General features: G+C 66.1%; 20 protein-coding genes, 1 tRNA gene and 1 pseudogene. 15 read left to right on the top strand and 7 right to left on the bottom strand.

The window, feature by feature from the left end; genetic code table 11:
• Positions 1–51 precede the first annotated feature (51 nt).
• Positions 52–1,205, top strand: a pseudogene (locus NFW05_RS06805) (IS3 family transposase); the annotation flags it as partial.
• A 188-nt stretch (positions 1,206–1,393) separates the two neighbouring features.
• On the opposite strand, the gene NFW05_RS06800 reads toward NFW05_RS06805, so the two are convergent.
• Positions 1,394–1,537 carry a hypothetical protein gene (locus tag NFW05_RS06800; RefSeq protein ID WP_295304078.1) on the bottom strand — a complete coding sequence of 48 codons (144 nt, stop codon included), beginning with the start codon at positions 1,535–1,537 and terminating at the stop codon, positions 1,394–1,396.
• Positions 1,538–1,652: 115 nt separating this feature from the next.
• On the opposite strand from NFW05_RS06800, the gene NFW05_RS06795 reads away from it, so the two are divergent.
• Positions 1,653–1,728: transfer RNA gene (locus NFW05_RS06795), tRNA-Val, on the top strand.
• Positions 1,729–1,909: 181 nt separating this feature from the next.
• The gene (locus NFW05_RS06790) at positions 1,910–3,817 is read left to right on the top strand and encodes a SurA N-terminal domain-containing protein (RefSeq protein WP_295304075.1); all 1,908 of its coding nucleotides are present in this window, start codon (positions 1,910–1,912) and stop codon (positions 3,815–3,817) included.
• Positions 3,818–3,887: 70 nt separating this feature from the next.
• Here NFW05_RS06790 and NFW05_RS06785 read toward each other — a convergent pair whose 3' ends face one another.
• The 3 genes from NFW05_RS06785 to NFW05_RS06775 form a co-directional block, all read right to left on the bottom strand.
• Entirely contained in the window at positions 3,888–4,319 is a 432-nt protein-coding gene (locus tag NFW05_RS06785) for a PAS domain-containing protein (protein ID WP_295304073.1), read from the bottom strand.
• Between the two features lie 47 nt (positions 4,320–4,366).
• Positions 4,367–4,822 carry an SRPBCC family protein gene (locus NFW05_RS06780; protein ID WP_295304070.1) on the bottom strand — a complete coding sequence of 152 codons (456 nt, stop codon included), beginning with the start codon at positions 4,820–4,822 and terminating at the stop codon, positions 4,367–4,369.
• A gap of 164 nt (positions 4,823–4,986) precedes the next feature.
• Positions 4,987–7,683: a cation-transporting P-type ATPase gene (locus NFW05_RS06775; RefSeq protein ID WP_295304067.1), complete on the bottom strand. Its 2,697-nt coding sequence runs from the start codon at positions 7,681–7,683 to the stop codon at positions 4,987–4,989.
• A gap of 296 nt (positions 7,684–7,979) precedes the next feature.
• Here NFW05_RS06775 and NFW05_RS06770 point away from each other — a divergent pair, with 296 nt between their 5' ends.
• The 3 genes from NFW05_RS06770 to NFW05_RS06760 are packed head-to-tail and all read left to right on the top strand — an operon-like array spanning position 7,980 to position 12,104.
• Positions 7,980–9,518 (top strand): DUF4118 domain-containing protein, encoded by a 1,539-nt coding sequence (locus NFW05_RS06770; protein WP_295304064.1) that lies wholly within the window; start codon positions 7,980–7,982, stop codon positions 9,516–9,518.
• Positions 9,515–10,210: a two-component system response regulator KdpE gene (kdpE, locus tag NFW05_RS06765; RefSeq protein ID WP_295304061.1), complete on the top strand. Its 696-nt coding sequence runs from the start codon at positions 9,515–9,517 to the stop codon at positions 10,208–10,210. The genes NFW05_RS06770 and kdpE overlap by 4 nt, the downstream gene beginning before the upstream one ends.
• A 13-nt stretch (positions 10,211–10,223) precedes the next feature.
• On the top strand, positions 10,224–12,104 hold the full coding sequence (locus NFW05_RS06760; RefSeq protein ID WP_295304082.1) for a potassium transporter Kup: 1,881 nt from the start codon (positions 10,224–10,226) through the stop codon (positions 12,102–12,104).
• 30 nt (positions 12,105–12,134) lie between these two features.
• Here NFW05_RS06760 and NFW05_RS06755 read toward each other — a convergent pair whose 3' ends face one another.
• Positions 12,135–14,693 carry a PHB depolymerase family esterase gene (locus NFW05_RS06755; RefSeq protein ID WP_295304058.1) on the bottom strand — a complete coding sequence of 853 codons (2,559 nt, stop codon included), beginning with the start codon at positions 14,691–14,693 and terminating at the stop codon, positions 12,135–12,137.
• Positions 14,694–14,980: 287 nt separating this feature from the next.
• On the opposite strand from NFW05_RS06755, the gene NFW05_RS06750 reads away from it, so the two are divergent.
• From NFW05_RS06750 to NFW05_RS06725, 6 genes are all read left to right on the top strand, one after another.
• A complete protein-coding gene (locus NFW05_RS06750) occupies positions 14,981–15,688 on the top strand; it encodes a glutathione S-transferase N-terminal domain-containing protein (RefSeq protein ID WP_295304056.1) in 708 nt (235 codons plus the stop codon).
• 41 nt (positions 15,689–15,729) lie between these two features.
• Positions 15,730–16,350, top strand: a complete 621-nt coding sequence (locus tag NFW05_RS06745; RefSeq protein WP_295304053.1) for a glutathione S-transferase family protein — start codon at positions 15,730–15,732, stop codon at positions 16,348–16,350.
• 97 nt (positions 16,351–16,447) lie between these two features.
• Positions 16,448–17,281, top strand: coding sequence for an alpha/beta fold hydrolase (locus NFW05_RS06740; RefSeq protein WP_295304050.1), 834 nt, complete (start codon positions 16,448–16,450; stop codon positions 17,279–17,281).
• Between the two features lie 63 nt (positions 17,282–17,344).
• Positions 17,345–17,893 carry an inorganic diphosphatase gene (gene ppa, locus NFW05_RS06735; protein WP_295304046.1) on the top strand — a complete coding sequence of 183 codons (549 nt, stop codon included), beginning with the start codon at positions 17,345–17,347 and terminating at the stop codon, positions 17,891–17,893.
• Between the two features lie 74 nt (positions 17,894–17,967).
• Complete coding sequence (locus tag NFW05_RS06730; protein ID WP_295304043.1) at positions 17,968–19,578, top strand: NAD+ synthase; 1,611 nt, start codon at positions 17,968–17,970, stop codon at positions 19,576–19,578.
• Positions 19,579–19,639: 61 nt separating this feature from the next.
• Positions 19,640–19,978: a P-II family nitrogen regulator gene (locus tag NFW05_RS06725; protein WP_295304040.1), complete on the top strand. Its 339-nt coding sequence runs from the start codon at positions 19,640–19,642 to the stop codon at positions 19,976–19,978.
• A gap of 44 nt (positions 19,979–20,022) precedes the next feature.
• Here NFW05_RS06725 and NFW05_RS06720 read toward each other — a convergent pair whose 3' ends face one another.
• Positions 20,023–20,595 carry a Smr/MutS family protein gene (locus NFW05_RS06720; RefSeq protein WP_295304037.1) on the bottom strand — a complete coding sequence of 191 codons (573 nt, stop codon included), beginning with the start codon at positions 20,593–20,595 and terminating at the stop codon, positions 20,023–20,025.
• Between the two features lie 60 nt (positions 20,596–20,655).
• Positions 20,656–21,621, bottom strand: coding sequence for a thioredoxin-disulfide reductase (gene trxB / locus NFW05_RS06715; RefSeq protein ID WP_295304034.1), 966 nt, complete (start codon positions 21,619–21,621; stop codon positions 20,656–20,658).
• A gap of 162 nt (positions 21,622–21,783) precedes the next feature.
• On the opposite strand from trxB, the gene NFW05_RS06710 reads away from it, so the two are divergent.
• The 3 genes from NFW05_RS06710 to lolA are packed head-to-tail and all read left to right on the top strand — an operon-like array spanning position 21,784 to position 25,829.
• Entirely contained in the window at positions 21,784–22,494 is a 711-nt protein-coding gene (locus NFW05_RS06710; protein WP_295304031.1) for a Crp/Fnr family transcriptional regulator, read from the top strand.
• Positions 22,495–22,530: 36 nt separating this feature from the next.
• The gene (locus NFW05_RS06705; protein WP_295304029.1) at positions 22,531–25,218 is read left to right on the top strand and encodes a DNA translocase FtsK; all 2,688 of its coding nucleotides are present in this window, start codon (positions 22,531–22,533) and stop codon (positions 25,216–25,218) included.
• On the top strand, positions 25,215–25,829 hold the full coding sequence (gene lolA / locus NFW05_RS06700; RefSeq protein WP_295304025.1) for an outer membrane lipoprotein chaperone LolA: 615 nt from the start codon (positions 25,215–25,217) through the stop codon (positions 25,827–25,829). Before NFW05_RS06705 ends, lolA begins: the two co-directional genes overlap by 4 nt.
• The last annotated feature ends 183 nt before the right edge of the window (positions 25,830–26,012 follow it).

Here is a 26,012-nt window from a genome sequence, read left to right as displayed (position 1 = left end):
AGTTGACCCTTTTCGGTGGACACCTGATGCTTACGCAACAAGGAGTCCAAGATGCCGAAAAGCAGACCACCGTACCCGGCGGAGTTTCGCCAGCAGATCATCGAACTGGCGCAGGCTGGCCGAAGCCCGCACGAGTGGTCTCGGGAGTTCGGGCCGACCAGCCAGACCATTGTCAATTGGCTGGCGCAAGCAGCCCGCGACGCCGGCAAGCCCTTGCCTGGCAAGGAGGGCTTGAGCAGTACCGAGCGGGCTGAACTGGCCAAGCTGCGCCGGGAGAACCGGCAGCTCAAGCTGGAGCGCGACATCCTGGCAAAGGCTACGGCCTGGTTCGCCAGAAGGAGCGAAGGTTCCAGCGCGAACCCTTCGAACTCGTGATGGCGCGCCAGGCCGATTTCCCCGTGCGTACCCTGTGCCGCGTGCTGCGTGTGTCGGCCAGCGGCTTCTCTGCTTGGCAACAGCGAGCGCCCAGCCCGCGCGCCGTGGCGAATGCCGTGCTGACCGAGCGTATCCGGCTGATCCACAAGGAATCCGGCGGGAGCTACGGCCGCCCCCGGGTTCGGGCCGAACTGCTGGAGCAAGGTGAGGCCGTCAGCCACAAGCGCATCGCCCACCTGATGCGCCTGGCGGGCTTGCAGGGCGTGAGCCGCCGCCGCGGCTACGTGGTCACCACCCGGCGCGATCCGGACCGTGACCCGGCGCCCGATCTGGTAAAGCGCCAGTTCGTGGCCGACGCGCCCAATCGCCTTTGGGTGGCCGACCTGACCTACGTGCCGACCTGGCAGGGCTTCATCTATTTGGCCATGGTGCTGGACGTGTTCAGTCGGCGGGTCGTCGGTTGGTCCATCGGCGAGCATATGCGCACGGAACTCGTGCTTTCGGCGCTCAACATGGCCGTGGCCACGCGCAAACCCCAGGGGGTGATCCCCCACAGCGACCAAGGCAGCCCGTATTCCGCCCTGGCCTTCGGCAAGCGCTCCCGGGAAATGGGCATCCAGCCGTCCATGGGCACCGTAGGTGATGCCTACGACAACGCCATGGCGGAGAGTTTCTTTGCCAGCCTGGAATGCGAACTGCTGGACGGCAACACCTTCCGCACCAAAATCGAGGCCCGCCTGGCCGTGTTTACCTGGATCGAAGGCTGGTACAACCCGCGCCGGCGCCATTCCGCGCTCGGCCATCTGTCACCCATGAAGTACGAAAAGCAACACCACCACGCTGTGCAGTCAGCCAGCCCCGAACCCAGGTTATCCACCGCGCCGCTCGCCTCTGGACTGAGAGGGGCCAGCGACGGCGCCGCGGCTAACCCTACGCCCGAGGAGGCTCAACCCGCTTGAAAACCAAGCGCTAACCTGTCCACCCGATAGGGGCAACTCCAACTTCAAATCCAGACATCTCACGCCTGTGCCGCTTCGCCATCGGCAGCCTCCATCACTTCTCGGACGGCAAAACCAGCATCGCCGAAACCATGCGCCACCTCAACCGAAACATCCGCTTGCTCTTCGACTATCTGCGAATGACCAGAAACTCCATCGGCCATGCCTCCGCCTGACGCCAGTGCGAGAACAAATTTGCCGTGGTGATCCGGGCCAGCGTTCTGGTCAAGAGATGGCCGATGCGGTACACTCCTCGGTCCTCGCCTTGGCGCACGGCACGGGTGCTTAGCTCAGTTGGTAGAGCGCTAGCCTTACAAGCTGGATGTCGGCGGTTCGAGCCCGTCAGCACCCACCAGAGATTCGCGCGGATCACGCGCTGAGGCCGGGAATGGTCGTCCGTCGGGCACCCCGCCGGCTCGTCACGCCGAAATCCCGGGGGCGAACGCGGCATGCCCTGCCCCCGGGCAATGGAGCAGGCTCGGGTCGGCTTTCCCGTTTGCGCATCGCTCCTGAAATCCTGTTCGTGGGCTACCGACATGTTCTTTGACACCGTTCGCAACAACAAGAGGGCGGTCCAGATCTTCCTCGCGCTGATTACCCTGCCCTTCGCCTTCTGGGGAATCGATTCGTACGTCCGCAATGCGGGAGCCGGAACCGACCTGGCCAGCGTCGGCGACACAAAGATCACCGTCCAGCAGTACGAACTGGCCTGGCGCGCGCAGCAGGACCGGATGCGCCAGGCACTCGGTGCCAGCTTCTCGCCGGAGATGATGAAGACGCCGGCGGCGCGCGCTGCCGTCCTGAATTCACTGATCGACCAGCGCGTGCTGCTCCTCGAGGCAGCCAAGGGACGCCTAGGGGCCAGCGACAGCCTGCTTCGCGAGGTCATCGGCAAGATCCCTGCGCTACAGGAAGACGGGCAGTTCTCGATGGACCGCTACAAGGCCGCGCTCACTGCTCAGGGGATGTCGCAGGCGCAGTTCGAAGCCCAATTGCGCCAGGACCTGACGCTCCAGCAGATCGTCGCGGCCATCGGCGAAACGGCCATCGGCAGCCAGGCGGTGACCGAAGCCCTGCAGCGCATTCAGTCCGAAGAACGGCAGGTCGCCGAATGGCGCATTGCACCCGAGCAGTTTGCTGCGCAGGTCAAGATCGACGAACAGACGGCCCGGAAATTTTACGACGAGAACCCCGAGCGCTTCACGATCGCTGAACAGGCCCGTGTCGAGTATCTGGTGCTTTCCCTCGACGCGCTACTGGCCCGGATCAAACCGGCCGAGACCGAGGTCAGGGCGTGGTACGAAAGCCACCAGGACCGCTACCGTCAGCCCGAGGAGCGGCGGGCGAGCCACATCCTGATCGCTGCGAATGGCGAAGCGGACCCGGCCAAGGCCAGGGCCAAGGCCGAGGAGATCCTCGGCGAGGTGCGCAAGTCGCCGGCACGATTCGCCGAATTCGCGCGGCAGTATTCACAGGATACCGGGTCGGCCGAGAAGGGTGGCGACCTCGGCTTCTTCGCACGAGGAATGATGGTCAGGCCCTTCGAGGAGGCTGTCTTCAAGCTGCGCGAAAACGAGATCTCGCCCCTCGTTCAGTCCGACTTCGGCTACCACATCATCCGGCTGACCGAGATCAAGCCCGGCAAGCAGCGCTCGCTCGCCGAGGTGCGCCCGGAAATCGAGGACGAACTCAGGCGGCAGACCGCGTCACGCCAGTTTGCCGAAGCTGCCGAGAGCTTCAGCAACGTCGTCTACGAACAGCCGGACAGCCTGCAGCCGGCCGCCGAAAAGTTCGATCTCAAGCTGCAGCAGTCGGGCTGGTTGCCGAAGAACCCTTCGGCCGACGCGCTGCGTGCGCTCGGTCAGCTGGGTGACGCCAGGCTTCTGAACTCGGTGTTCTCCGAGGACTCGCTGAAGAACAGGCGTAACACCGAGGTCGTCGAGATCGCTCCGAACACGCTCATCGCGGCGCGCGTCGTCGAGCACCGGCCGGCCAGCGTCCGCTCTTTCGAGTCGGTCAGGGAGGATATCGTCAAGGGACTCAAGCTTCGCGAGGAAGCGGCGCTGGCCCGCACCACGGGAGAAGCGAAACTCGCCGAACTGCGCCAGGGCGCTGCGGACACGCTGCCCTGGACGCAGCCGAGAAAGGTCTCGCGCCAGGATCCTCGCCAGGTGTCTCCGGCAGCGCTCAAGGCGATCTTCGGAGCCGAGACCAACAAGCTCCCCGCGTACGCCGGCGCCGAAGCGGGTGGCGGCAGCTACGCGCTGTACAAGATCGTCGGCGTCAGTCACCCGGCGACGGCCGACGAAAAACAGCGCCGCGCTCTGCAACGGCAGTACGACACGATCCTCGGCCAGGAGGATTTCTCGGCGTATCTGGCGAGCCTGCGCCAGCGTTACAGGATCGACGTCAATAAGGCTCTGCTCGAGAGCAAGGAGCGCTGAACGGTCGTCCGCAAACCGTTGCCCGCCGCCCGGCATCTTCGGGCAAAGGCGAGCAGGCTGGAAAGCCGGATCAGCGCAATTCCGGCCGGTCGAAAGGCAAGCTCGCCCGCTGCGCGTCGCCGACCTCGAATTGCACACCGAGGTAGTAGATCACCTTGCCCTGGCGATCGACGAGCGGGCGGATCGACAGACGATTGAGGAACAGTTCCCCGTTCTTGCGGTAGTTGCGCAGCGTGACCACGCAGCTCTGCTGCCTGGCGAGTGCCTCGCGAATCGTCTGCAGCGCTTCCTGCTCGCGGTCGTCACCTTGCAGGAAACGGCAGTTGCGGCCGATGATTTCCTCCTGCGCGTAGCCGGACATTTCTTCGAAGACGCGGTTCGCGTAAACGATCGGGTTGTCCGGCAGGTCCGGGTCGGAGAGGGTGATGCCGTTGACGCAGGCATCGAGGATCTGCGTCAGCACGTAGGGGATCAGCCCGTCGTCCTTGACCGTCTTGAACATCCGTATCTCCTTCAAAACCCCGGGACCCTGGGCCGAAGCCCACCCGGTCACTGTTCCCTGGCGAGCATGTCTTTCTCGATGAGCAGCTTCAGCGTGCGCACCGTACGCCTCGCGCCGTCCTGAACCGCCAGACGGATCAACTTCTCGAAAGGCCTCAGCCGCGCTTCGCGCAGCTCGACCTCGAATACGAAGCGGATCCGCGTCGCTCCGCCGAGGTCGTCGAACTCGTACAGCGAGCGATACGGCTCCGAAACTCCGGCGAAGCAGACTCGTCGCGGGGCATCGAGTTCGGCCACCTCGAACGTCGACTCGGACCGGTGCCCCTGGTCGACGCGAACCTGCCGCGCCAGATACCCCTTGCGCACGGCTCCCTCGGTCAGCGGTTCGAGCTCGATGACTTCCGACGACCAGCGGGGATAGTTGGTGACGAAATCCAGGGCCACGAAGCGGAACACCTTGTCGACCTCTTCGAAGACCCGGGTATCGGCTTCAGCGTTGATCATAGGCTCCTCGACCCGCTCGTCAAACGGGCAGTTCCTTGCGCGAGCCCCCTACCCGCGGCTCTGGCGACAGCCCGATGCGGACAGTCTGAGGCCCTCGCGGTCCGACGGTCAAGTGCCCCTTGTTTTCTTGGCCGCGCCGCCCCGCCGTTCCGGCGGGCAGACGGTCAGTCGCCGCGGCGGCTGAATCGGCCCAGACGTCGGCGCACGATCGCCTTCCGGCCCTCCTCGAGCAGCAGCATCACCAGCGCGAACGGCACGATGCCGATCCAGACCGCAGCCGGCGGAGGCGCCGTATCGAACAGCGCATTGCCCCACGGCGTGTACGCGATCAGCCCGAGCAGCGCGACCTCGAGCACGACGCCGCTGACGATCAGGCGGTTGCCGCCGAACCCTGTCGAGCACACCGGGCGCACCGAACTGCGGCAGAGGAAGACATTGACGATCTGCATGACGATGATCGCGCAGAGCGTCGCCGTCGTCGCCTGGAGGTAGAGTGGGTCATTGGCCGCGGGCATCTGGCCGTAGGTCCAGCCACCCTGCCTGAGAACGAAAAGGAAGGCGCTCATCGCCGCTGCGGCTTCGATCACCCCGAGGAAGAGATAGCCCCGCCAAGCCAACTCGAGATCGAGCAGCCGTTTTCCGCGCGATCTCGGTGCCTGGCGCATCGCCTGCGGGTGAGGCTTCTCGGCGCCGAGACCCAGCGCGGTCAGCGAATCGGTCCCCATGTCGATGCTCAGCGCCTGGATCGGTGTCAGCGCGACGGGCAGGCGGAACAGCGCGAAGGCGAGGTACGGAACGAGTTCGGCGACGTTGTGCACCAGGACGTAGGTCAGGAAGCGGCGGATGTTCGCGAACAGCGCACGGCCTTCCTCGACGGCATTGACGATGCTCGCGAAGTTGTCGTCGAGCAGGATCATGTCCGACGCTTCCTTGGCCACGTCGGTGCCCGAAAGACCCATGGCGATGCCAATGTGCGCGGCCTTCAGTGCCGGCGCGTCATTGACCCCGTCACCGGTCACCGCGACGATCTGCTGCTTGTTCCTCAGCGCTTCGACGATGCGCATCTTCTGGTCCGCTGCCAGACGCGCGAAGACGATCTCCGGTGAATCGAGCGCGAGCTGCAGCTGGGTCGCCGAGAGCCTCTGCAGCTCAGAGCCGGTGACCACCAGCGGAGCGGGCGAGCTCACCAGGCCGATCTGCCGGGCGATGGCCACCGCCGTCCGCGGGTGGTCGCCGGTCACCATGATCACCCGGATTCCCGCCGATTGGCAGCGGCGGACGGCGTCGGGAACCTCGGCTCTCGGTGGGTCGACAAGACCCGCGAGGCCGCAGAAGACGAGGTCCGCTTCGGGCACGCTCCGCGCACCGGCCTGCGCTTCCCGGAAAGCAAAGGCGAGCACACGCAGACCCTGCGCGGCCATCTGCTCCTGTGCCTCGCGGACCAGCGACCGGTCGGTGTCGTCGAGCACGCGGACCTGCCCGCCAGCGACGACGGCGATGCACTGCGGCAGTACCGACTCCGGAGCACCCTTGCAGTAGAGTGCCCGGCCGTCGGCGCCGTCGACGAGCACCGATTGCCGCATCCGGTCGGTATCGAAGGGGTACTCATCGACACGCGTCGCGACCGGGAGCGCGACTGCGAATCGCCTGGCCATCTCGACGAGGGCGATTTCCATCGGGTCGCCGAGCAGTGTCGGTTGCCCCTCGGCAAGGCCCTCGGCGAGGCTGTGGCAGGCTGCAGCCGCGGCGAACAGCCGGTGGCTGTGCTCGAGGAGCGCCGGATGGCCATCGAGCGCCTCGACCGGGAACGGTTCCAGCCCGAGAAGCAAGCTCCGGACCTGCATGTGGTTCTGCGTCAGCGTGCCGGTCTTGTCGGTGCAGATCACCGTCGCCGACCCCAGCGTTTCGACCGCCGGGAGATGGCGGATCAGCACCTGCCGGCGCGCCATGCGCTGCGAGGCGAGGACCAGCGCGAGGGTCAGCGTCGGCAGCAGGCCTTCGGGGACCATCGCGACGATGATGCCGATCGAGAAGATCAGGTCCTGCCAGAAGGGAATACCCAGTGCACTCCCGACGACGAGGAAGCTCAGGCCGATGGCCACGGCGATCAGCGCGATCCGGCGGCTCAGGCGCGCGAGTTCGACGCGCAGCGGCGAGTCCGTATCGCCTGCGGTCTGCGTCAGATGTGCGATCCTGCCGAACTCGGTTCGCGCGCCGGTGGCGAAGACGATCGCCCGGCCACGGCCGGCGACGACCGAAGTACCGGCGAGCACGATGTTTCTGCTGGCCAGCCACTGCTCTTCCTGCGACTCGATCGCCTCGCGTGCCTTCGGCGCCGACTCGCCGGTGATCGTCGCGGTGTTGACGCGAACGCCGTGCGCCTCGATCAGCCGGCAATCGGCCGGAACGCTCTGACCGGTCTCGATGAGCACGACGTCGCCGGGGACGAGTTGCTCGGCGAGCAGTTCGACGACGGCACCGTCGCGCAGAACCTCGACCCGGTGCGGCAGCAGCTTCCTCAAGGTGGCCAACGACTGCTCGACGCGCAGTTCCTGCCAGAACGAGAACGTCCCGCTGACCAGGATCACGGCGACGATCGTGGCCCCGACCCTGGCCATTCCCTCGCCGGGATCGCGCCACTCGGCGAAGAACGCCAGCCCGGCGGCGACCCAGAGGATCAGCGAGAAGAAGTGGAAGTATTCGCGCCCCAGCCGCCAGGCGAGGGATGGCCGCCCGGCCGCCTCGACCGAATTGGGTCCATACTCGGCGAGGCGGCGTCCGGCTTCTCCGGTCGAGAGACCCTCTGCCCGGCTCTGCAGGCTCGCGATCGCTTCGGCAACCGACAGCTGATGGATCTTCATCGGACGGCATCGGCTCCGTGGGCAGAACCCTGGAACTTGGGCGGTGATGTGGATGGCTCGGCAATGATACCCCTGCTCCGCCATGCGCCGACGATGCTGACGAGCGTCTCGGGTCTACTGCGGCAGATCCGACTGCCCGGCGGCTGCCCGATGCGCCGTAGAGGCCCCCCCGCTGTTCACGCCGGAGCCCGACCCCGCCCGCCTTTACGACATCTTTACTCGGGGACACTCCGGATGAGCGGTCTCTTTATGGCGGTTTGCCTATCCTGTGGACATCAGTTGACCGGAGAACCGACATGCATCGAGGGACACCACTGCTCGAAGACAAGGCTCAGAAGTCCACGCCGATTCGCGACCTGACGCTGGCCGTCGCGGCGTGCCTTGCGACCACCGCGCTGAGCCTGCCGCTTCACGACCACTTCGACCAGGCGAACATCGTCATGCTCTTCCTGCTCACCGTGCTGCTCGTCGCCGTCAAGCTCGGCCGCAACGCGGCGGTCGTGGCATCGATTCTCGGCGTGCTGTTCTTCGACTTCTTCTTCGTTACCCCGCGCTTTTCCCTGGCGGTCAGCGACCTCCAGTACCTGGTCACCTTCTCGGTGATGCTCGTCACCGCGCTGACTTCGGCGCAGCTCACCGCGGGGTTGCGCCAGAAAGCAGGCGAATCGGCTCGGCGCGAACAGAGAACGCTCGCGCTGTACGACTGTTCCCGCCGACTCGCCGGAGCGCTGACCGTCGATCAGCTGGTCGAGGTCTCGCAGTCGTTCATTCGCGAGCAGTTCGCCGCCCCCTCGACGATCCTGCTCCCGGCAGACGGCCCCGACGCACTGCGCCGGGTTTCGGCAAACGGCCTCGAGCCGATCGAGCCGGCAGTCGCCAAGCTGGTGTTCGACAGCGGGCAGACGGTGCGCGGTGACGAACTCGGGGCCATCGGGGTCGCGCCGATTTATCTCCCGCTGCGCGGCTCGACGCGCATACGCGGTGTTCTGGCCGTCGGCCTCGACGACGAAATCGCCGAATCGTCGCCCGAAGCAACCTCGCTGCTCGAGACTCTCGCCTCGCTGATCGCAGTGGGCGTCGAACGGCTGCATTACGCCGATGTGGCCAGGGAAACCGAGGTCAGCATGTCGACCGAACGCCTGCGCAGTTCGATCCTTTCGGCGCTATCGCACGACCTGCGCACACCGCTGACGGCGATGGTCGGTCTCGCCGACTCGCTCTTCCTGATCAAACCGCAACTCCCTTCGGCCGCGCTCGAAACGGCTCAGGCGCTTCGCGAGCAGGCCGATCGCCTGGCTGGGCTGGTCGGCAATCTGCTCGACATGGCCCGTCTCAACGCCGGCCAGGTGACGCTGCGCCTGCAATGGCACCCGCTCGAGGAGGTCATCGGGGCGAGCATCAAGCTGCTCGCCGGCGCACTGACCGGCCGTCCGGTCAGGGTCAGCCTGCCCAGGGACCTGCCGCTGCTGCATCTCGACGCGGTGCTGATCGAACGCGTCCTGTGCAACCTTCTCGAAAACGCCGCGAAGTATTCGCCCGCCCAGGCGCCGATCGAAGTCTCGGCACGCCCGACCCCAGACACCGTCGAGGTCAGCGTCTGCGACCACGGCAGCGGCTTCCCGGCACAGGCGCCAGCCGAGTTGTTCCGGATGTTCGTGCGCGGCCAGAGCGAGTCCGGACCGCCCGGAGCCGGGCTCGGGCTGGCGATCTGCAAGGCCATCGTCGAAGCCCACGGCGGAAAGATCAGCGCCGGCAATCGACCCGAGGGAGGCGCCTGCGTCCGGTTCACGCTGCCCCGAGGAACACCGCCGGTCGTCGAGGAAGAAGAGCCATGAACGCGATTCCTTCCCCCAGAGTGCTGCTGATCGAGGACGAACAGCCGATCCGCCGCTTCATTCGCCTCGCCGTCGAGGAGGAAGGCTGTCAGGTGACCGAAGCCGAAACGATCGCCGGAGGACTGATCGAGGCGGGGACGCGAAACCCGGACCTGCTGATTCTCGACCTCGGCCTGCCCGACGGAAACGGCATCGACCTGATCCGGGATCTGCGCGGCTGGTCGGACCTTCCGGTGCTGATTCTCTCGGCCCGCTCGCAGGAGCAGGACAAGATCGCCGCGCTCGATGCCGGTGCTGACGACTATCTGACCAAGCCCTTCGGCGTCGGGGAACTGCGTGCTCGAGTCCGGGCGATGCTGCGCCGGCGCAGCCGGGACGGGGAAGGCGCGTCTCCGCTGATCCGCTTCGGGAACGTCTGCGTCGACCTCTCGCGCCGCCTCGTGAAGCGAGGCGACGAGCCGGTTCATCTGACCCCGACCGAATACCGTCTGCTGGTCAGCCTGGTTGCCCATCCCGGCAAGGTGCTCACCCAGCGAAGTCTGCTCGAACAGATCTGGGGACCGACCTTCGTCGAGAGCAGTCATTACCTGCGCGTCTATGTCGGGCACCTGCGCCAGAAGCTCGAGGATGATCCAGCGCAGCCGAGGCACCTTCTGACCGAAACCGCAGTCGGTTACCGCTTTCAACCCTGAGGAGACCCACGTGATAGAGAAACAGAACGCGAAAGCCCGCGTGGCGACGCTGGCCCTCGCGGCGCTCGGCGTCGTCTACGGCGACATCGGCACCAGCCCCCTGTACGCCGTCAAGGAAGTGTTCGGAGCCGCCCAGCACCCTGTTCCGATCAGCCCCGCGAACGTGCTGGGCATTCTCTCGCTGTTTTTCTGGTCGCTGATGGTCGTCGTGACGATGAAGTACGTCCTGTTCATCATGCGCGCCAACAACAAGGGAGAAGGCGGAATCATGGCTCTGCTGACCCTGGCGCTGCAGAAGGGAACCCCGGGAAGCCGGCAGCAGAAGCTGCTGGTCACTCTCGGCCTGTTCGGCGCCGCGCTGTTCTACGGCGACGGCGTGATCACGCCGGCGATCTCGGTGCTCTCGGCGGTTGAAGGCCTCGAAGTCATCACCCCGGCCTTCAAGCCCTGGATCCTGCCGATCACGCTGGCCGTGATCGCCGTGCTGTTCGTCTTCCAGAGGCGCGGCACGGCGAGCGTCGGCGCCTTGTTCGGTCCGGTCATGGTGCTCTGGTTTTCGGTCATCGGAGTCGCCGGAGCCGCAGCGATCGCTGGTCATCCGCAGGTCCTGGCCGCAGTCAATCCGCTGCACGCCGCAGATTTTCTGTGGCAGAACCCGGTGACCGGATTCTTCGCACTCGGCGCCGTCGTCCTGTGCATCACCGGCGGCGAGGCGCTGTACGCCGACATGGGGCACTTCGGAGCCAGGCCGATCCGCCTTGCCTGGCTGGGCTACGTGATGCCGGCGCTGCTGCTCAACTACTTTGGTCAAGGGGCACTGCTGCTCGGCGACCCGGCGAGCATCGACAATCCGTTCTTCCTGCTCGTCCCCGAATGGGCGCGGTACCCGTTAGTGATCCTGGCTACGGTGGCCACGGTCATCGCCTCGCAGGCGGTGATTTCCGGGGCCTTCTCGATGACCAAACAGGCGATTCAGCTCGGCTACACGCCGCGCCTCGAGATTCAGCATACCTCCGAGCACGAGATCGGGCAGATCTATCTGCCCGCCATCAACTGGCTGCTGTTCTTCACCATCGTCCTGCTGGTCGTCCAGTTCGGCTCGTCGTCCGGTCTCGCTGCGGCCTACGGCATCGCGGTAACCGGAACGATGTTGATCACCAACGTCCTCGCGGTGGCGGTTGCCGTCCGCCTGTGGGGCTGGAGCCCGATCCGGGCGATTTTCGGCGCGCTGCTGTTCTTCTGCGTGGACCTCGCCTTCTTTCTCGCCAATCTGGTCAAGATTCCCGAGGGCGGCTGGTTTCCGCTGGCCTTCGGTGCGCTGGTCTTCGTCCTGATGACCACCTGGAAGCGCGGCCGCGAACTGCTCGAAAGCAGACTGGCGAGCGACGCGGTCGATTTGAAGCCCTTCGTCGCCAGCGTCGCGGGGGGCGGAATCGAACGCGTGCCGGGAACCGCAGTGTTCCTGACCCACGATCCCGAGTCGGTACCCCACGCCCTGCTGCACAGCCTCAAGCACTACAAGGCGCTGCACGAGCAGGTCGTGTTCCTCAGCGTCAAGGTTCTCGACGTTCCGTACGTCGGAGAAGACGAGCGGATCGAGCTGCGCAGGCTGAACGCCGACTTCAGCCAGTTGAGCGTGCGCTACGGGTTCATGGACGAGCCCGACATTCCAGCCGCTCTGGCGCTGTGCCCGAGAGTCGGGCTGGAAGTCGACATGATGGACACCACTTTCTTCATCGGGCGCGAAACGCTGATCCCGACGCTCGGATCGGGGATGGTCTACTGGCGTGCGGTGGTCTTCGCCGGAATGTTCCGCAATGCCGGCAGCGCGACGGCCTACTTCAAACTGCCTTCCAACCGCGTCGTCGAACTCGGATCACAGGTCGTCCTCTAGCGCGGCGCCCGGCGGGCCGGGCGCCGGGGGTCAGCAGTGCGCGAGGTCGGCGGAATTCTCGACGCTCATCTGATCCACCCAGGCCCGGGCGTGGACCTCGCTGTAGATGTTCGAATAGGCAGACACCTCGAGGGTCAGCGTCACCGTCCGGTTGGCGAACTGCCCGAGATCGATCGCCGATTGCCGCAACCACTCGGTCTCCTGGTGCGCCATGCCGATCGCCGTCACCTCGTCGACGACGACGCCATCGACGAGCACGCGGAAGCTCGCGCGGGTGAAAGCGTTGACCCCGGCGCCGAGATCGAGACGCCGCACGTAGCTCAGCTCGGGCCTTGGGCCGAGCGCGATGCGCCGGGAGATCGCCTGGGTGCGTGGCCCAAGTGCGCCGCGCTGACCCGAGGACGCGCACCCGTAGAGCATCGCTCCGCCCCTGAAGGCGCGTGGGTCACCGTGCAGCAGCTGCCAGCCCTCGCCTTCCCAGCCCGCCGCATCGAGGCTGGTCTCGGAACCGACCGATCGCCGGGCGATGCCCTTGAGCACGCCAGCCGCCTCGAGCGCCGTCGAGATGATCCCCGGAACATCAAGACCCAGCGGCGCGGTGCTCTCCGGGCGACGCTGCGCCCCTCCCTTGAGCAGACCGGCTGCCTCGAGCGAGCTGGCGATGATCCGGTGCACGTCGAGCCCGAAGGGACGGGACGAAGCAGACTGCCGATCGCCGGCGCCGGCGGACCCGGCGCCCGGCGCTGCGGATTCCGCGGAAGTCCGGTCGTCCGCGACCTTGGCCGCCACCAGTCGCGAGTTCTCCCGTTGCGGCGGCGCAGACTCCGCCCGGTCAGCTGCTTCCCTGACCGGACCCTCGTCCGCTACCGCCGGCCGGGCGGTGAGCAGGCCCCAGAAGTCGGCGATCCGGTGCGTCGACGAAATGCCGACGGCGTTGAAGAAAGGTGCTGCCGTACCGCACTGATGCGGTTCGGCGCCGGGGTCCAGAGGCGCGCCGTGCCCCATGCCGGTGATCGTGTACGCCTCGATCAGCTCCTCACCGTCAGCCCGCTGCCAGACACGCCGCGGATAGCCATCGACGCTCATCTCGAGCGTCGGCTGCAGGTCGAGGCCGTGCACATCGGCCCACTGCTTGAGAAGCTCGTCGGCGTTCGCCGGCTTGACCGCGGTATCCGCGTCGCCATGCCAAACCGAAACCTTCGGCCACGGCCCGCGGTGCGACGACGCCGCGCGAACGAGATCTCCCCATTCCCCGGCCGATCGGGACCGGCCGGCGAAGATGCTTTCGAGGCCTTCCTGCAGGCCGCGTGCCGTCCGGTAGGGCACGCCGGCGATGACCGCGCCCCCGCAGAACACCTCGGGATAGGTGGCGAGCATGACGGCGGTCATCGCTCCGCCCGACGAGGTACCGGTGACGAAGACCCGCCCGGTGTCGATGCCGTGGTCGGTGATCATCCGCTCGACCATCTGCCTGATCGACTGCGCCTCGCCGCTTTCCCGGGAATGGTCTTCCGGTCTGAACCAGTTGAAACAGCGCAGCGGGTTGTTGTTCCAGTTCTGCTGCGGAAAGAGCAGCGCGAAGCCGTGACGGTCGGCGACCGTCGACCAGCCACTGCCCTTGTTGTACGATGCCGCGCTCTGCGTACAGCCGTGCAGGACGACGACCAGCGGCGCCCCGACCGGCAGGCCCTCGGGCACGTACTTGAGCATCTTCAGCTCGCCGGGGTTCGATCCGAAGTCGCTGACTTCGGCGAAGCGATGTTCCTGTTTCTCGACCTGCTCGGACCAGGCCTGCACGGCGGTCAGCGCCGAGAGCAGCTTCTGCCAAGGTTTGCCGTGCGGCGTCTTCGCCGCGAGTTGTGCCATTCGGGCGATTGCGGCCACGTTGTGGCCGAGCTTTCTGAGCATGGGACTACTCCTGTATTCGGAAAGGGTAAGCAGTGCGCCGACCTCGATCAACTTGCGAGCCGGCAGAAAGACGGTGTGGAAAAGGCCGGGGTCGGGCGTCCCGCCGCGCTCGGGATCCAGCCACGCTGGCGGTAAAGCATCGCTGGCCAGACCGTAGGTGCGGCTGACGATGGCTCGCCGGCCCTGCCACCAGCAGCACACCTGCAGCGCTGCGACCGGACAGTTGCGATTGACCCAGACGCCAAAGACTTCGCTGGACACGAGCGCCCGTGTGTCTTCGTTACAGGCCAGTTCGAGCAGCCCGGCGAGCGCCTCGCCGAAGGGCAGGCGATCGATCTGGATCAGCGAACCGCTCTGCCCCTGACCCTCGCCGACACCGACCGACCGCCCGAACAGCACGCGCGGCACGCTGCCATCCGGCGCAGGCGGCAGAGGCCGCAGTGCCGAGTAGCAGCCGATCGCCTCGACGGTCTGCGACTGCTGCGGCGCAGCCATCGCGCCGATCAGCAGCTGCGCCGCGTAATCCGGCGTGGCGGCGGGCGAGCCGCGTCCGCGAGGCCCCGGCGCGACGAGGCCACTGCTGACCATCAGCGTGACCCGAAAACGAAGATCCCGACGCGACTCACCGAGTATGTCGGCGAGTCGCTCGCTGAATTCGTAACGTGCAAGTCCGTTCACCATGGCGACACGATAGCACAGCCCCTCGTGGATTGCACGTCTTTTTTTAGTAAGTGATGGAAATTAATTTACTGCGCCCGGCGATCGTTCGCGACAAACTGGAACCCGGGTGGGAACATCAAAGCTCGGCCTCATCGTCCTTCGACCGGAGCGGCCAGCACCGATCGGCCGGCGCCCGCGGCGATCAACGACACTCGGGCGCGCCTGAGGCAGGCACTGCGGTAAGATGAGCGCTCTCGGGCTCCCCGTCACGATCGACGGCATCCCGGCTCATGGAAGCGGCTTCACGGATGATCGACCTGTACACCGCGGCAACACCCAACGGGCACAAGATCTCGATTGCCCTCGAGGAACTGGCCCTGCCCTATACGGTACACGTCCTCGACCTTGCGGCGGGCGAGCAGAAGCAGCCCTGGTTCCTGTCGATCAATCCGAACGGCCGGATACCGGCGATCGTCGACCGCTCGGAAGACGACTTCGCGGTCTTCGAATCCGGCGCGATTCTGATCTACCTGGCCGAGAAGACCGGCAGCCTGATGCCCGAAGACCGCCAGGGGAGATCGCGGGTGATCCAGTGGCTGATGTTCCAGATCGGCGGAGTCGGCCCGATGATGGGCCAGGCGAACGTCTTCTTCCGTTACCTTCCGGAGAAGATCCCGACGGCCATCGACCGGTATCAGGGAGAATGCCGCCGGCTGTTGCGCGTCCTCGATCGACATCTGCAGCACCACGAGTTCCTCGCCGGCGAGTACTCGATTGCCGACATCGCCAATTGGGCCTGGGTCAGGACGCACCGCTGGTCGGGCATCGAGGTCGACGACCTGCCCGGCCTGCAGCGCTGGCTGGCAACGATCCGGGCGCGACCGGCTGTCCAGAAGGGTATCGTCACGCCGCCATCGGCCATCGACGACCAGGGCGACGCCGAGAGCGCACGCCGCTTCGCCGAACGGGCACTGGCGATGGTCGAGGTCGGTCAGTCGCGGACCTGCGGCGCCTGAGCGTCGCCATCGTCAATCCGGACCACCAAGGAGGGCCGGCCATGAAACTCTTCGTTTCCCCGAGAGCGCCCAACCCCCGCCGCGTGCTGATGTTCATCACCGAAAAGGGTCTGACCGGGATCGAGCAGCAGACCGTCGATCTCGGTCGCGGCGAACACTGGTCGGAGAGCTTCCGCGCGCGAAGTCCGCTGGCCAAGGTTCCGGTTCTCGAACTCGACGACGGTCGCTCACTCGGCGAAACGCGGGCGATCTGCACCTATCTCGAAGGACTCGCGCCCGAACCCAATCTGATGGGCAGGGACTTCGACGAGCGCGCGTTCATCGAAATGGCCGACCGACGCGTCGAACTGTATTTCTTCGGCTGCATCACCAACTGGATTCGCCACACGCACCCGGGGCTCGCGCCACTCGAGAGGCCGCAGTTCGCGGACTTCGGACGCTCCCAGGGAGAGAAACTGCCGGCCATCGCCCGCTGGCTCGACGACGAACTCGCCCGCCACGAGTTCGTCGCCGGCGAGCGCTTCACGATCGCCGACATCACCGCCTTCTGCGCGCTGGAGTTCGCTCGGGGTCTGATGAAGTTCCAGCCTGGCGAACTTGGGATGAGCCGGCTCCAGGCGTGGCGTGACCGGGTCGCCGAGCGTCCGAGCGCCCGCGCCTGAACTTCGGCCAACCGGGCAGCGCTGCACTGGGTGCGGCACTCTACAGGAACACCCGAATCCGTCCTATAGTGCGCCGTGTTCCTTTCCGGAGATCGACATGGCCCAGCGAAAGATCCACGTGCACCACCATGGCCCGAGGATGCCGTCAGCGCACCCGCCGCTGCTCTTCCTCCACGGAGGCTACGTTGACTCGCGCTGCTGGAGTGCGCACTTCCTGCCCTGGTTCGCGAGCCACGGCTACGACTGCTATGCGCCTGACCTTCCCGGGCACGGGCGCAGTGAAGGCGGCGAGCAACTCGACCGGCTCGGTCTCGACGATTATCTAGCCGGCGTCGCTCAGGTCATCCGCGGGCTCGATCGCCAGCCGGTGGTCATCGGCCACTCGATGGGCGCGTATCTGGCCGAGCGCGCGGTCGAACTGTCGCTGGCCGAGGCCGGAGTGCTGATGTCGCCGGTCCCACCGTTGGGGACCCTTGAGTCGGCGGCCAACCTCTTCCTGAGCCGTCCGCAGTTCCTGACCCGGGTCCAGGACATGACCCGCGGCGTCTTCGACCCGGCTGGGCTGCGCATCCTCCGGGACGTCTACTTCACGCCGACGACGCAGAGCGAAGTGCTCCTGCGCCTCGCCCAACTCGTCCAGCCCGAATCGACGCGCGCGATCTGCGACATGGCCATGCTCGGGTGGCGCTGGCTGGCTGCGGCACCGCGACGACCGATGCTCGTCGTCGGCGGCGAGCTCGACGCGGTCTTCCCGCCGTACATGGTCCGCCGGGTCGCCAGGCGCTGGGACGCCGAACTGCGCATCGTGCCCGAGGCCGGCCATGCGATGATCCTCGATCATCACTGGAAGCCCTGCGCCGAGCACCTGCTCGACTGGCTGCAGCGGCTCGAACACCACCCCCGGAGAATGCCGGCCACCCGCACGAGTTGAGCCTGCCCGGCGCCTCGCGGCGTATAATGGCCGCCTTCGCCAACTCCCAGAGAGAGCACCACCATGGGCCTGGACCTCGTTTCCCCCGGCAAGGCACTCCCGAACGACTTCAACGTCATCATCGAGATCCCGATGCACGCCGACCCGGTCAAGTACGAGGTGGACAAGGACAGCGGTGCGGTCTTCGTCGACCGCTTCATGTCGACGGCGATGCACTACCCTTGCAACTATGGCTACATCCCGCACACGATCGCCGGCGACGGAGACCCGGTCGACGTTCTCGTCGTCTCACAGTTCGCGCTCCCGCCGGGCGTCGTCGTCCGCTGCCGGCCGGTCGGTCTGCTGGCCATGGAAGACGAGGCGGGACCCGACGGCAAGCTGCTCGCCGTACCGGTCGACTCGCTGACCCCGATGTACCGTGACATCGAGTCGCCGCGGGACTTCCCGCAGATCGTCCTCGATCAGATCGCGCACTTCTTCGCTCATTACAAGGACCTCGAGCGAGGCAAGTTCGTCAGGGTGCAGGGCTGGCTGGGCAGCGACGAGGCCAAGAAGGAGATCACCGAAGGCGTCCAGCGCTACGCCGAGGCGAAGACCAAACCGGCCTTCTGAGAGTCTGTGAGTGTACGGCGCCAAGCTGACCAGCGATCCCCCGTGCCGCCTGTTCTGCGCCTGAGGACGCGCGCATGGTCCTGAAGATCGCGATCGCCCAGATCAACGCCACGGTCGGCGATTTCGCCGGCAACACGGCGCGGATCCTCGACTTCGCCGAGCAGGCCAGGAACAGGGGCGCCGATCTGCTGCTCACCCCGGAACTCGCCCTCTGCGGCTATCCGCCCGAAGACCTGCTGTTGCGCGACGATTTCCTGGCCGCCTGCGAAAGTGAACTCGCCACGCTGGCCTGCCGCGTGCATGGCCTCGCCGTGCTCGTCGGGCACCCGGAGAAGCGCGATGGTCGATGCTACAACGCGGCGACGCTGCTCAGCGACGGCGCACGGGTGCGCACTTACTACAAGCAGCGGCTGCCGAGCTACGAGGTTTTCGACGAGGAGCGCTACTTCGAATCCGGCGACGCAGCCTGCGTTCTCGACCTCGCCGGGCTGCGCTGCGGGGTCAACATCTGCGCCGACGTCTGGGAAGCCGGGGCTGCCGATCGTGCGCGCGAGGCCGGGGCCGAGGTCCTGCTCGTGCTCAACGCCTCGCCCTACCACATCGGCAAGCGCGAGCGACGGACCGAGGTACTCCGCGAGCGCATCGCCAGCACCGGCCTGCCGGTGGTCTATGCCAACCTCGCCGGCGGTCAGGACGAACTGGTCTTCGACGGCGGCTCGTGCGCGCTCGACTCGCGCGGCACGCTGTGCTGCCAGCTGCCCCAGTTCGAACAGGCCCTGGGCATCGTCGAGTTCGTCGACGGTCAGCCGCAGCCGGGAAGCATCGCCGCCGCGCCGTGCCTCGAGGCCGAGGTCTATCAGGCGCTCGTCCTCGGTGTCCGCGACTACCTCGGCAAGAACCGCTTCCCGGGCGCGATCATCGGGCTCTCCGGAGGAATCGACTCGGCGCTGACGCTCTGCGTGGCGGTCGACGCACTCGGCAAGGAGAGGGTCCGCGCGGTGATGATGCCCTCACCGTACACCTCGGCGATCAGTCTTGCCGACTCGCGCGAGATGGTCCGCCGCCTCGACGTGCGCTACGACGAACTGCCGATCGAAGGCGCGATGAACGCCTTCGCCGGGCTGCTCGAGCAGCAGTTTGCCGGGCTGCCGCCGGACACCACCGAAGAGAACATCCAGGCGCGGATCCGCGGCATGATCCTGATGGCCCTGTCGAACAAGACCGGGTCGCTGGTCCTGACCACCGGCAACAAGTCGGAGATGGCTGTCGGCTACTGCACGCTTTATGGCGACATGGCCGGCGGCTTCGCGGTGATCAAGGATCTCGCCAAGACTCTCGTCTACCGGCTCGCGCGCTGGCGCAACACCCGCTCGGCGGTCATCCCGGAACGGATCATCACCCGCGCGCCGTCTGCCGAACTGAAGCCCGGGCAGACCGATCAGGACAGCCTGCCGCCGTACGAGATCCTCGACGCGATCGTTGAAGCGTACATGGAGAAGGATCTCAGCCCGCGCGAGATCATCGCCCGCGGCTACTCTGAAGCCGATGTCCGGCGCGTCGTGCACCTGCTGAAGATCAGCGAGTACAAGAGACGCCAGGCACCCGTGGGAATTCGCGTCACCCAGCGCGGCTTCGGCAAGGACTGGCGCTACCCGATCACCAATCGCTACCGCGACCCGTATTGATCGCTTGCCATCGCCGGATTTCTGCTAGGATTTCCTTACGATCTTCTCGGGAGCAAGGGCCATGAAAAAAATCGAAGCGATCATCAAACCGTTCAAGCTCGACGAAGTCCGCGAGGCGCTCTCGGAAATCGGCGTCACCGGACTGACGGTCACCGAGGTCAAGGGCTTCGGCCGCCAGAAGGGCCACACCGAGCTTTACCGCGGCGCCGAGTACGTCGTCGACTTCCTGCCCAAGGTGAAGATCGAGATCGTCGTCTCGGACAGTGCCGTCGACAACGCGATCGACTCGATCGTCAAGGCTGCCCGAACCGGCAAGATCGGTGACGGAAAGATCTTCGTCAGTTCCGTCGAGCAGGTGGTGCGCATTCGCACCGGCGAACTCGACGAAGCGGCAATCTGAAAGGCTGCGGCTGCGCCGGCAACCGGGCGAAACCGGATGCCCGATTAGCGGCCCCGGCCACCGGTCCTCAGCAGAACCCACAGCGCACCGTCACCCCCATCGTGGGGAGGGGCATGACAGAAGGCCATGACCTCCCGACAACGCACCAACCAGGCCTTGACGAGCTGGCGGAGGACGGCCTCGCGGCCGGGCGACCCGTGCCCGCGGCCGTGGACGATGCGCAGGCAGCGCTTCCCGCCACCTCTGGCCTGGGCGATGAACCGGCTCACCTGCTCGTGCGCCTGATGGCGATTCATGCCGTGCAGGTCGACGTGATCCTGAATGCTCCAGCGGCCCCGGCGCAGGTCGCGCAGGACGCTCCGCGGCAGACCGCTACGCAGATACGAGTCGGCGCCGCCGAGGTCGAGCCAGTCGTCGATGGCCAGCGTCCCATGCAGCAGGTCTTCGATGACCGCGGCTTCGTCGAGCTCGCGCTGGCGTGGCCGGGGACTCGGCCTCGGCGTGTCGAAGCTCACCCGTTCGCCCTGGCGCAGAGGGATCGCGCCTTCGACCGCGGCGAGGAACGCCGCCAGATCGTCGGCGCTGCACGGATGCCGCGTATCCTTCGCCAGCCTCATCGCTCCGGCGCTCACCCAGGGCGAAATGCCTGTCTTCCGGGTTTCCGTCCCCGCAGGGCGTCAGCCCGCGAGACCGAGGCTGTCGAGGTAGCGCTCGGCGTCGAGCGCGGCCATGCAGCCGCTGCCCGCCGAAGTGCAGGCCTGCCGGTAAACGTGGTCCTGGACGTCGCCGGCAGCGAAGATACCCGGGATCGACGTCGCCGTCGCGTCGCCATGACGCCCGCCGCGGGTGATCAGGTAGCCGTTCTCCATCTCCAGCTGGCCGACGAACAGGTCGGTATTCGGCTTGTGGCCGATGGCGATGAACACGCCCATCACCGGCAGATCTTCGGTTGTCTGAGTCAGCTTGTCGCGGATGCGGATGCCGGTCACCCCCGAAGAGTCACCGAGCACCTCATCGAGCGTGCAGTTCCAGCGGATGCCGACCCGCCCCGCCCGCTCGCGGGCGAAAAGCTTGTCCTGGAGAATCTTCTCGCTGCGCAACCGGTCGCGTCGATGAATGAGCGTCACTTGGCTGGCGATGTTCGACAGGTACAGCGCTTCCTCGACAGCCGTGTTGCCGCCGCCGACGACCGCCACCGGCTGGTTGCGGTAGAAGAAACCATCGCAGGTCGCACACGCCGAAACTCCCCGCCCGGTGTACTCTTCCTCGGAGGGCAGGCCGAGGTACTGTGCCGAAGCACCGGTGGCGATGATCAGCGCGTCGCAGGTGTAGACCGACGAATCGCCGAGCAGCGTGAAGGGCCGCTCGCCGAGTTGCGCCGTGTGGATGTGGTCGAAGATGATCTCGGTGTCGAAACGACGCGCGTGCTCCTCGAAGCGCTGCATCAGTTCGGGTCCCTGGACACCCTGCGCGTCGGCTGGCCAGTTGTCGACGTCGGTCGTGGTCATCAGCTGCCCTCCCTGGGACATCCCGGTGATCAGCACCGGCCGGAGATTGGCCCGCGCGGCGTACACCGCGGCGGTGTAGCCGGCGGGGCCAGAGCCCAGAATCAGCAGACGGCAGTGACGGGTCGCTTCGCTCATTGCGCTTGGCTCCGGAGAAAGTTCAGCGAAAATTATAACCGGCAAAGCGCCGCAGCCACCCGGCAAGTTCATGAAAGCAGTGCCCCCGAAATCTGAAAACTGCCTTATAATTGGCCCGCAAGCCATTGATAGAAATCACTTCACAAGACGAGAGAGTGGCCCATGAATACGCAGGTCGAGCAGCCCAGAAGAGGACCGAGCCTGACTCTGTTGCGCACCATCCCGATTTTTGCGGGTGTTCCGGATTCGGAGCTCGAACAGATCGCCAAAGTCGCGTTCCACCGCCGCGTCGCGCGCCAGACGACGATCGTCCGCGCCGGCGACAGCACCGATTCGCTCTACGTCCTGATCAGCGGCGGAGCCAAGGTCCTGAACAGCGATGAGGAGGGACGGGAAGTCATCCTGACGCTGCTCGGACCCGGCGAGTTCTTCGGCGAGATGGGACTGATCGATGGCAGCCCGCGCTCGGCCGACGTGGTCGCCAGCGAAACCTGCGAACTGCTGGTGATCACCAAGAACGACTTCAAGCGCTGTCTCGCCGAGAACTTCGATCTCTGCCTGAACATCATGAAGAGCCTCGTGCAGCGCCTGCGCGAAGCCGACCGGAACATTGAAAGCCTGGCGCTGATGGACGTGTACGGTCGGGTCGCCAAGTTGCTGATCGACATGTCCGAGCCGGAGCACGGCCAGCGCGTGATCAAGCGGCGGCTGACCAAGCAGGACATCGCCAAGATGATCGGTGCCTCGCGCGAGATGGTCAGCCGGGTGATGAAGGATCTGGAAACCCGCGGCTATTTCCGCGTCGAAGAAGGCCGGATCGTGATCGTCGAGAAGCGCCCGGGTTCCGCCGGCGCGACTGCTTCCCGGCCGTAGCCCGCTCGCCTTCCCCGGACTTCGACAAGCGCAACGATGGCTCTCCTCAACAAGGTCGTCCGCAGGACGAGATACGCACAAAGGGCGCAGAATCCCCTGCCGGAGAAGATCGCCACCGTGCTCAGGGAGTCGCGCTGGCTGCTGCTGATCGTTGCCGCGAGCTTTCTCGCGCTCTCGCTGTGGGGCTACCATCGGGCAGACCCCGGCTGGTCGCATGCGGTCCGGGCGACGACGCTGCACAACCCGGCAGGACGCAGCGGAGCCTGGCTTGCCGATCTGCTCCTCTATCTCTCCGGACTTTCGGCGTGGTGGTGGATCGTCCTGCTGCTGGCCTTCGTGTGGAGGGGCTACCGGCGCCTCGAAGGCCACCACGCTGGCGACCGGCGCCCCCTATACATCGCCCTCGCCGGATTCCTGGTGGTCATCGTCGCCAGCAGCGGTCTCGAGCACCTGCGCTTCTATTCGCTCAAGGCCAGCCTGCCGGTCGGACCTGGAGGGGTGATCGGCATCGAACTCGGCACGGCGACCGTGCGCTACCTCGGCTACACCGGAGCGACTCTGACGCTGTTCGCGATGATCCTGCTTGGCTGGAGCCTGTTCTCGGGAATGTCATGGATCGCCGCCGCCGAGCGCGTCGGCGCACTGCTCGAAACGGCGACGCTCGGCGTGGTCAGGCTTTTCGAGCGCTGGCAGGATCGCCGGATCGGTCGCGAAGTCGCCCGCGAACGTCAGGCCGTCGTCGAAACCGAGAAGAGACGCGCCGAAGCCCATGAACCGATCCTCGGAGCCGCTCCCGATCGCCCTGTCGATTCAGCCGAACCAGTCCTCGTCGAAACCCCGGCCGGTGGCCGCGATGACCCCCGCCAGCCGTACGCCGGTACCCACGGCGGCGAGGAGGCCGTTGCTCGCTCCCTGGCCGGCTCGGCCAAAGGGGTTGCGCCCGGCGAGCCGCGGATCGAGTCGGCTAGCGAAGCCGAAGCGTCCGCTCAGATGACGAAGGCGGCGACGGCTCTTCCGCCGGAAGCGGCAGCCGGCGAGCCACGCGCCGTCGAAGTCGGGAAGGTCGCGGAGGCGCGCGCCGCGTCGGCGGACCCTGCGCCCGGCAAGGGGACCGGAGCAACAGCTCTCGAGAGTCATCCTGGCGCCGTCGTCGCGCCCCGGACACCGGCCAAGGTCGACAAACGCATCGACCGCGAACGCCAGCAGCCGCTCTTCCCCAAAGCGGTCGAGGGTGGCATGCTGCCTCCGCTGCACCTCCTCGAACCCGCGCCGTTACAGAGCGACCGCGTGCGACCCGAAACCCTCGAGAGCACATCGCGGCTGATCGAGCGCAAGCTCGCCGACTTCGGCGTGCAGGTCGCCGTGACCGCCGCCTATCCGGGCCCGGTGATCACGCGCTACGAGATCGAGCCGGCCGTCGGCGTCAAGGGCGCGCAGATCCTCAACCTGGCCAAGGACCTCGCGCGCTCGCTGTCGCTGGTCTCGGTACGCGTCGTCGAGACGGTGCCGGGCAAGTCGTCGATGGCCCTCGAACTGCCGAATCCCCGCCGGCAGATGGTCCGTCTGCTGGAGATCATCGCCAGCCGCGAATACCACGAGATGAACTCGCCGCTGGCGATGACCCTCGGCAAGGATATCGGCGGCCAGCCGATGGTCGTCGATCTGGCGAAGATGCCGCATCTGCTGGTCGCCGGGACCACCGGCTCGGGGAAGTCGGTGGGCATCAACGCGATGATCCTCTCGCTGCTCTACAAGTCCGGCCCGGACGAAGTGCGTCTGATCCTCGTCGATCCGAAGATGCTCGAACTCTCGATCTACGAGGGCATCCCGCAGCTCCTCGCGCCAGTGGTCGTGGACATGAAGCAGGCGGCCAACGCGCTCAACTGGTGCGTAGGCGAAATGGAGAAGCGCTACAAACTGATGTCGGCGATGGGCGTACGCAATCTTGTCGGCCTCAACAACCGCATCCGGGAAGCCGCCAAGGGCGGTGAAACCATCCCGAACCCGGTGTCGCTGACCCCGAACAGCCCCGAACCGCTCTCGCCCCTGCCGTACATCGTCGTGGTCATCGACGAACTCGCCGACCTGATGATGGTTGCCGGCAAGACGGTCGAACAGCTGATCGCGCGCCTGGCGCAAAAGGCGAGAGCTTCGGGGATCCATCTGATTCTGGCCACTCAGCGGCCGTCGGTCGATGTGATCACCGGTCTGATCAAGGCCAACATCCCGACGCGCATCTCTTTCCAGGTCTCGTCGAAGATCGACTCGCGAACCGTTCTCGACCAGATGGGCGCCGAGACGCTGCTCGGCCAGGGGGACATGCTCTACCTCGCTCCCGGAACCGGCTATCCGACGCGCGTGCACGGCGCCTTCGTCGCCGATGAAGAGGTGCACCGGGTCGTCGACTACCTCAAGAAGACCGGTGCGCCCGATTACATCGACGGCGTGCTCACCGGTGGCGGCGCCGATGACGACGACGCGGCCGGCGCCGGCACGGACACTGGTGGGTCGGAGGCCGACGGAGAGGCCGACCCCGTCTATGACCAGGCCGTCGAAGTCGTCCTCAGGAACCGGCGGGCGTCGATCTCGCTCGTCCAGAGGCATCTGCGCATTGGCTACAACCGGTCGGCCCGGCTGATCGAAGCGATGGAGAAGGCGGGCCTGGTTTCCCCGATGGACGCCCGCGGTGGCCGTGAAGTCCTCGTCCGCAAGGAAGAAGAATGAGCCTCGCGCGCGTCCTGGCGGTCGTTCTCCTGCTGATCAGCCGGCCGCTTCAGGCGGCTGCGATCGAAAAGCTGCACCAGTTCCTCGAAACGACGCGGACCGTGCGCGCCGACTTTGCCCAGACGGTGATCAGCCGGAACGGGCGCCAGACTCAGACGGCGAGCGGCGTGATGATGTTCTCGCGTCCGGGGAAGTTCCGCTGGCAGCTGGAGCGGCCGTATCGCCAGTTGCTCGTCGGTGACGGCGAGAAGGTCTGGATTCATGACCCCGACCTGCGTCAGGTGACCGTGCGCAAAGTGGGGGCCGCGCTAGGTGGCACCCCGGCTGCACTGCTCGCCGGCGACGGGACGATCGAGCGAAGCTTCACTCTGCGCGAAAGTGGCGAGAGCGACGGTCTCGAATGGCTCGAAGCGACGCCGAAGGTCGCCGACAGTGGTTTCGAAAAGGTGCGCATCGGCTTTGCCGGCAACGACCTGAAAGCGATGGAGTTGTTCGATAGCCTCGGGCAGATGACCGCCCTCGTTTTCTCGCGTCTCGAGAGAAATCCGCGCCTGGCCCCATCGCTGTTCAGCTTCACGCCTCCACCAGGCACGGACCTGATCAGCGACTGACACCGCTGCCGACGGACTCCGCCGAGCTGACCCCAGAGGCATCAGCACCCTTCAAAGGCTTGACTTGGCCTTCTCGGACACTATAATCCTCACTTTCCTGAGGTCTGCCAGTTCCGGGACCTTGACGGAGGCGCGTAGCTCAGCTGGTTAGAGCACCACCTTGACATGGTGGGGGTCGTTGGT

Origin of the sequence: Accumulibacter sp. (assembly GCF_023806625.1) — a bacterium.
Taxonomy (GTDB): domain Bacteria; phylum Pseudomonadota; class Gammaproteobacteria; order Burkholderiales; family Rhodocyclaceae; genus Accumulibacter.
The sequence above is the reverse complement of the archived record's forward strand: the minus strand, read 5'-3'. Positions and strand labels throughout refer to the sequence as shown.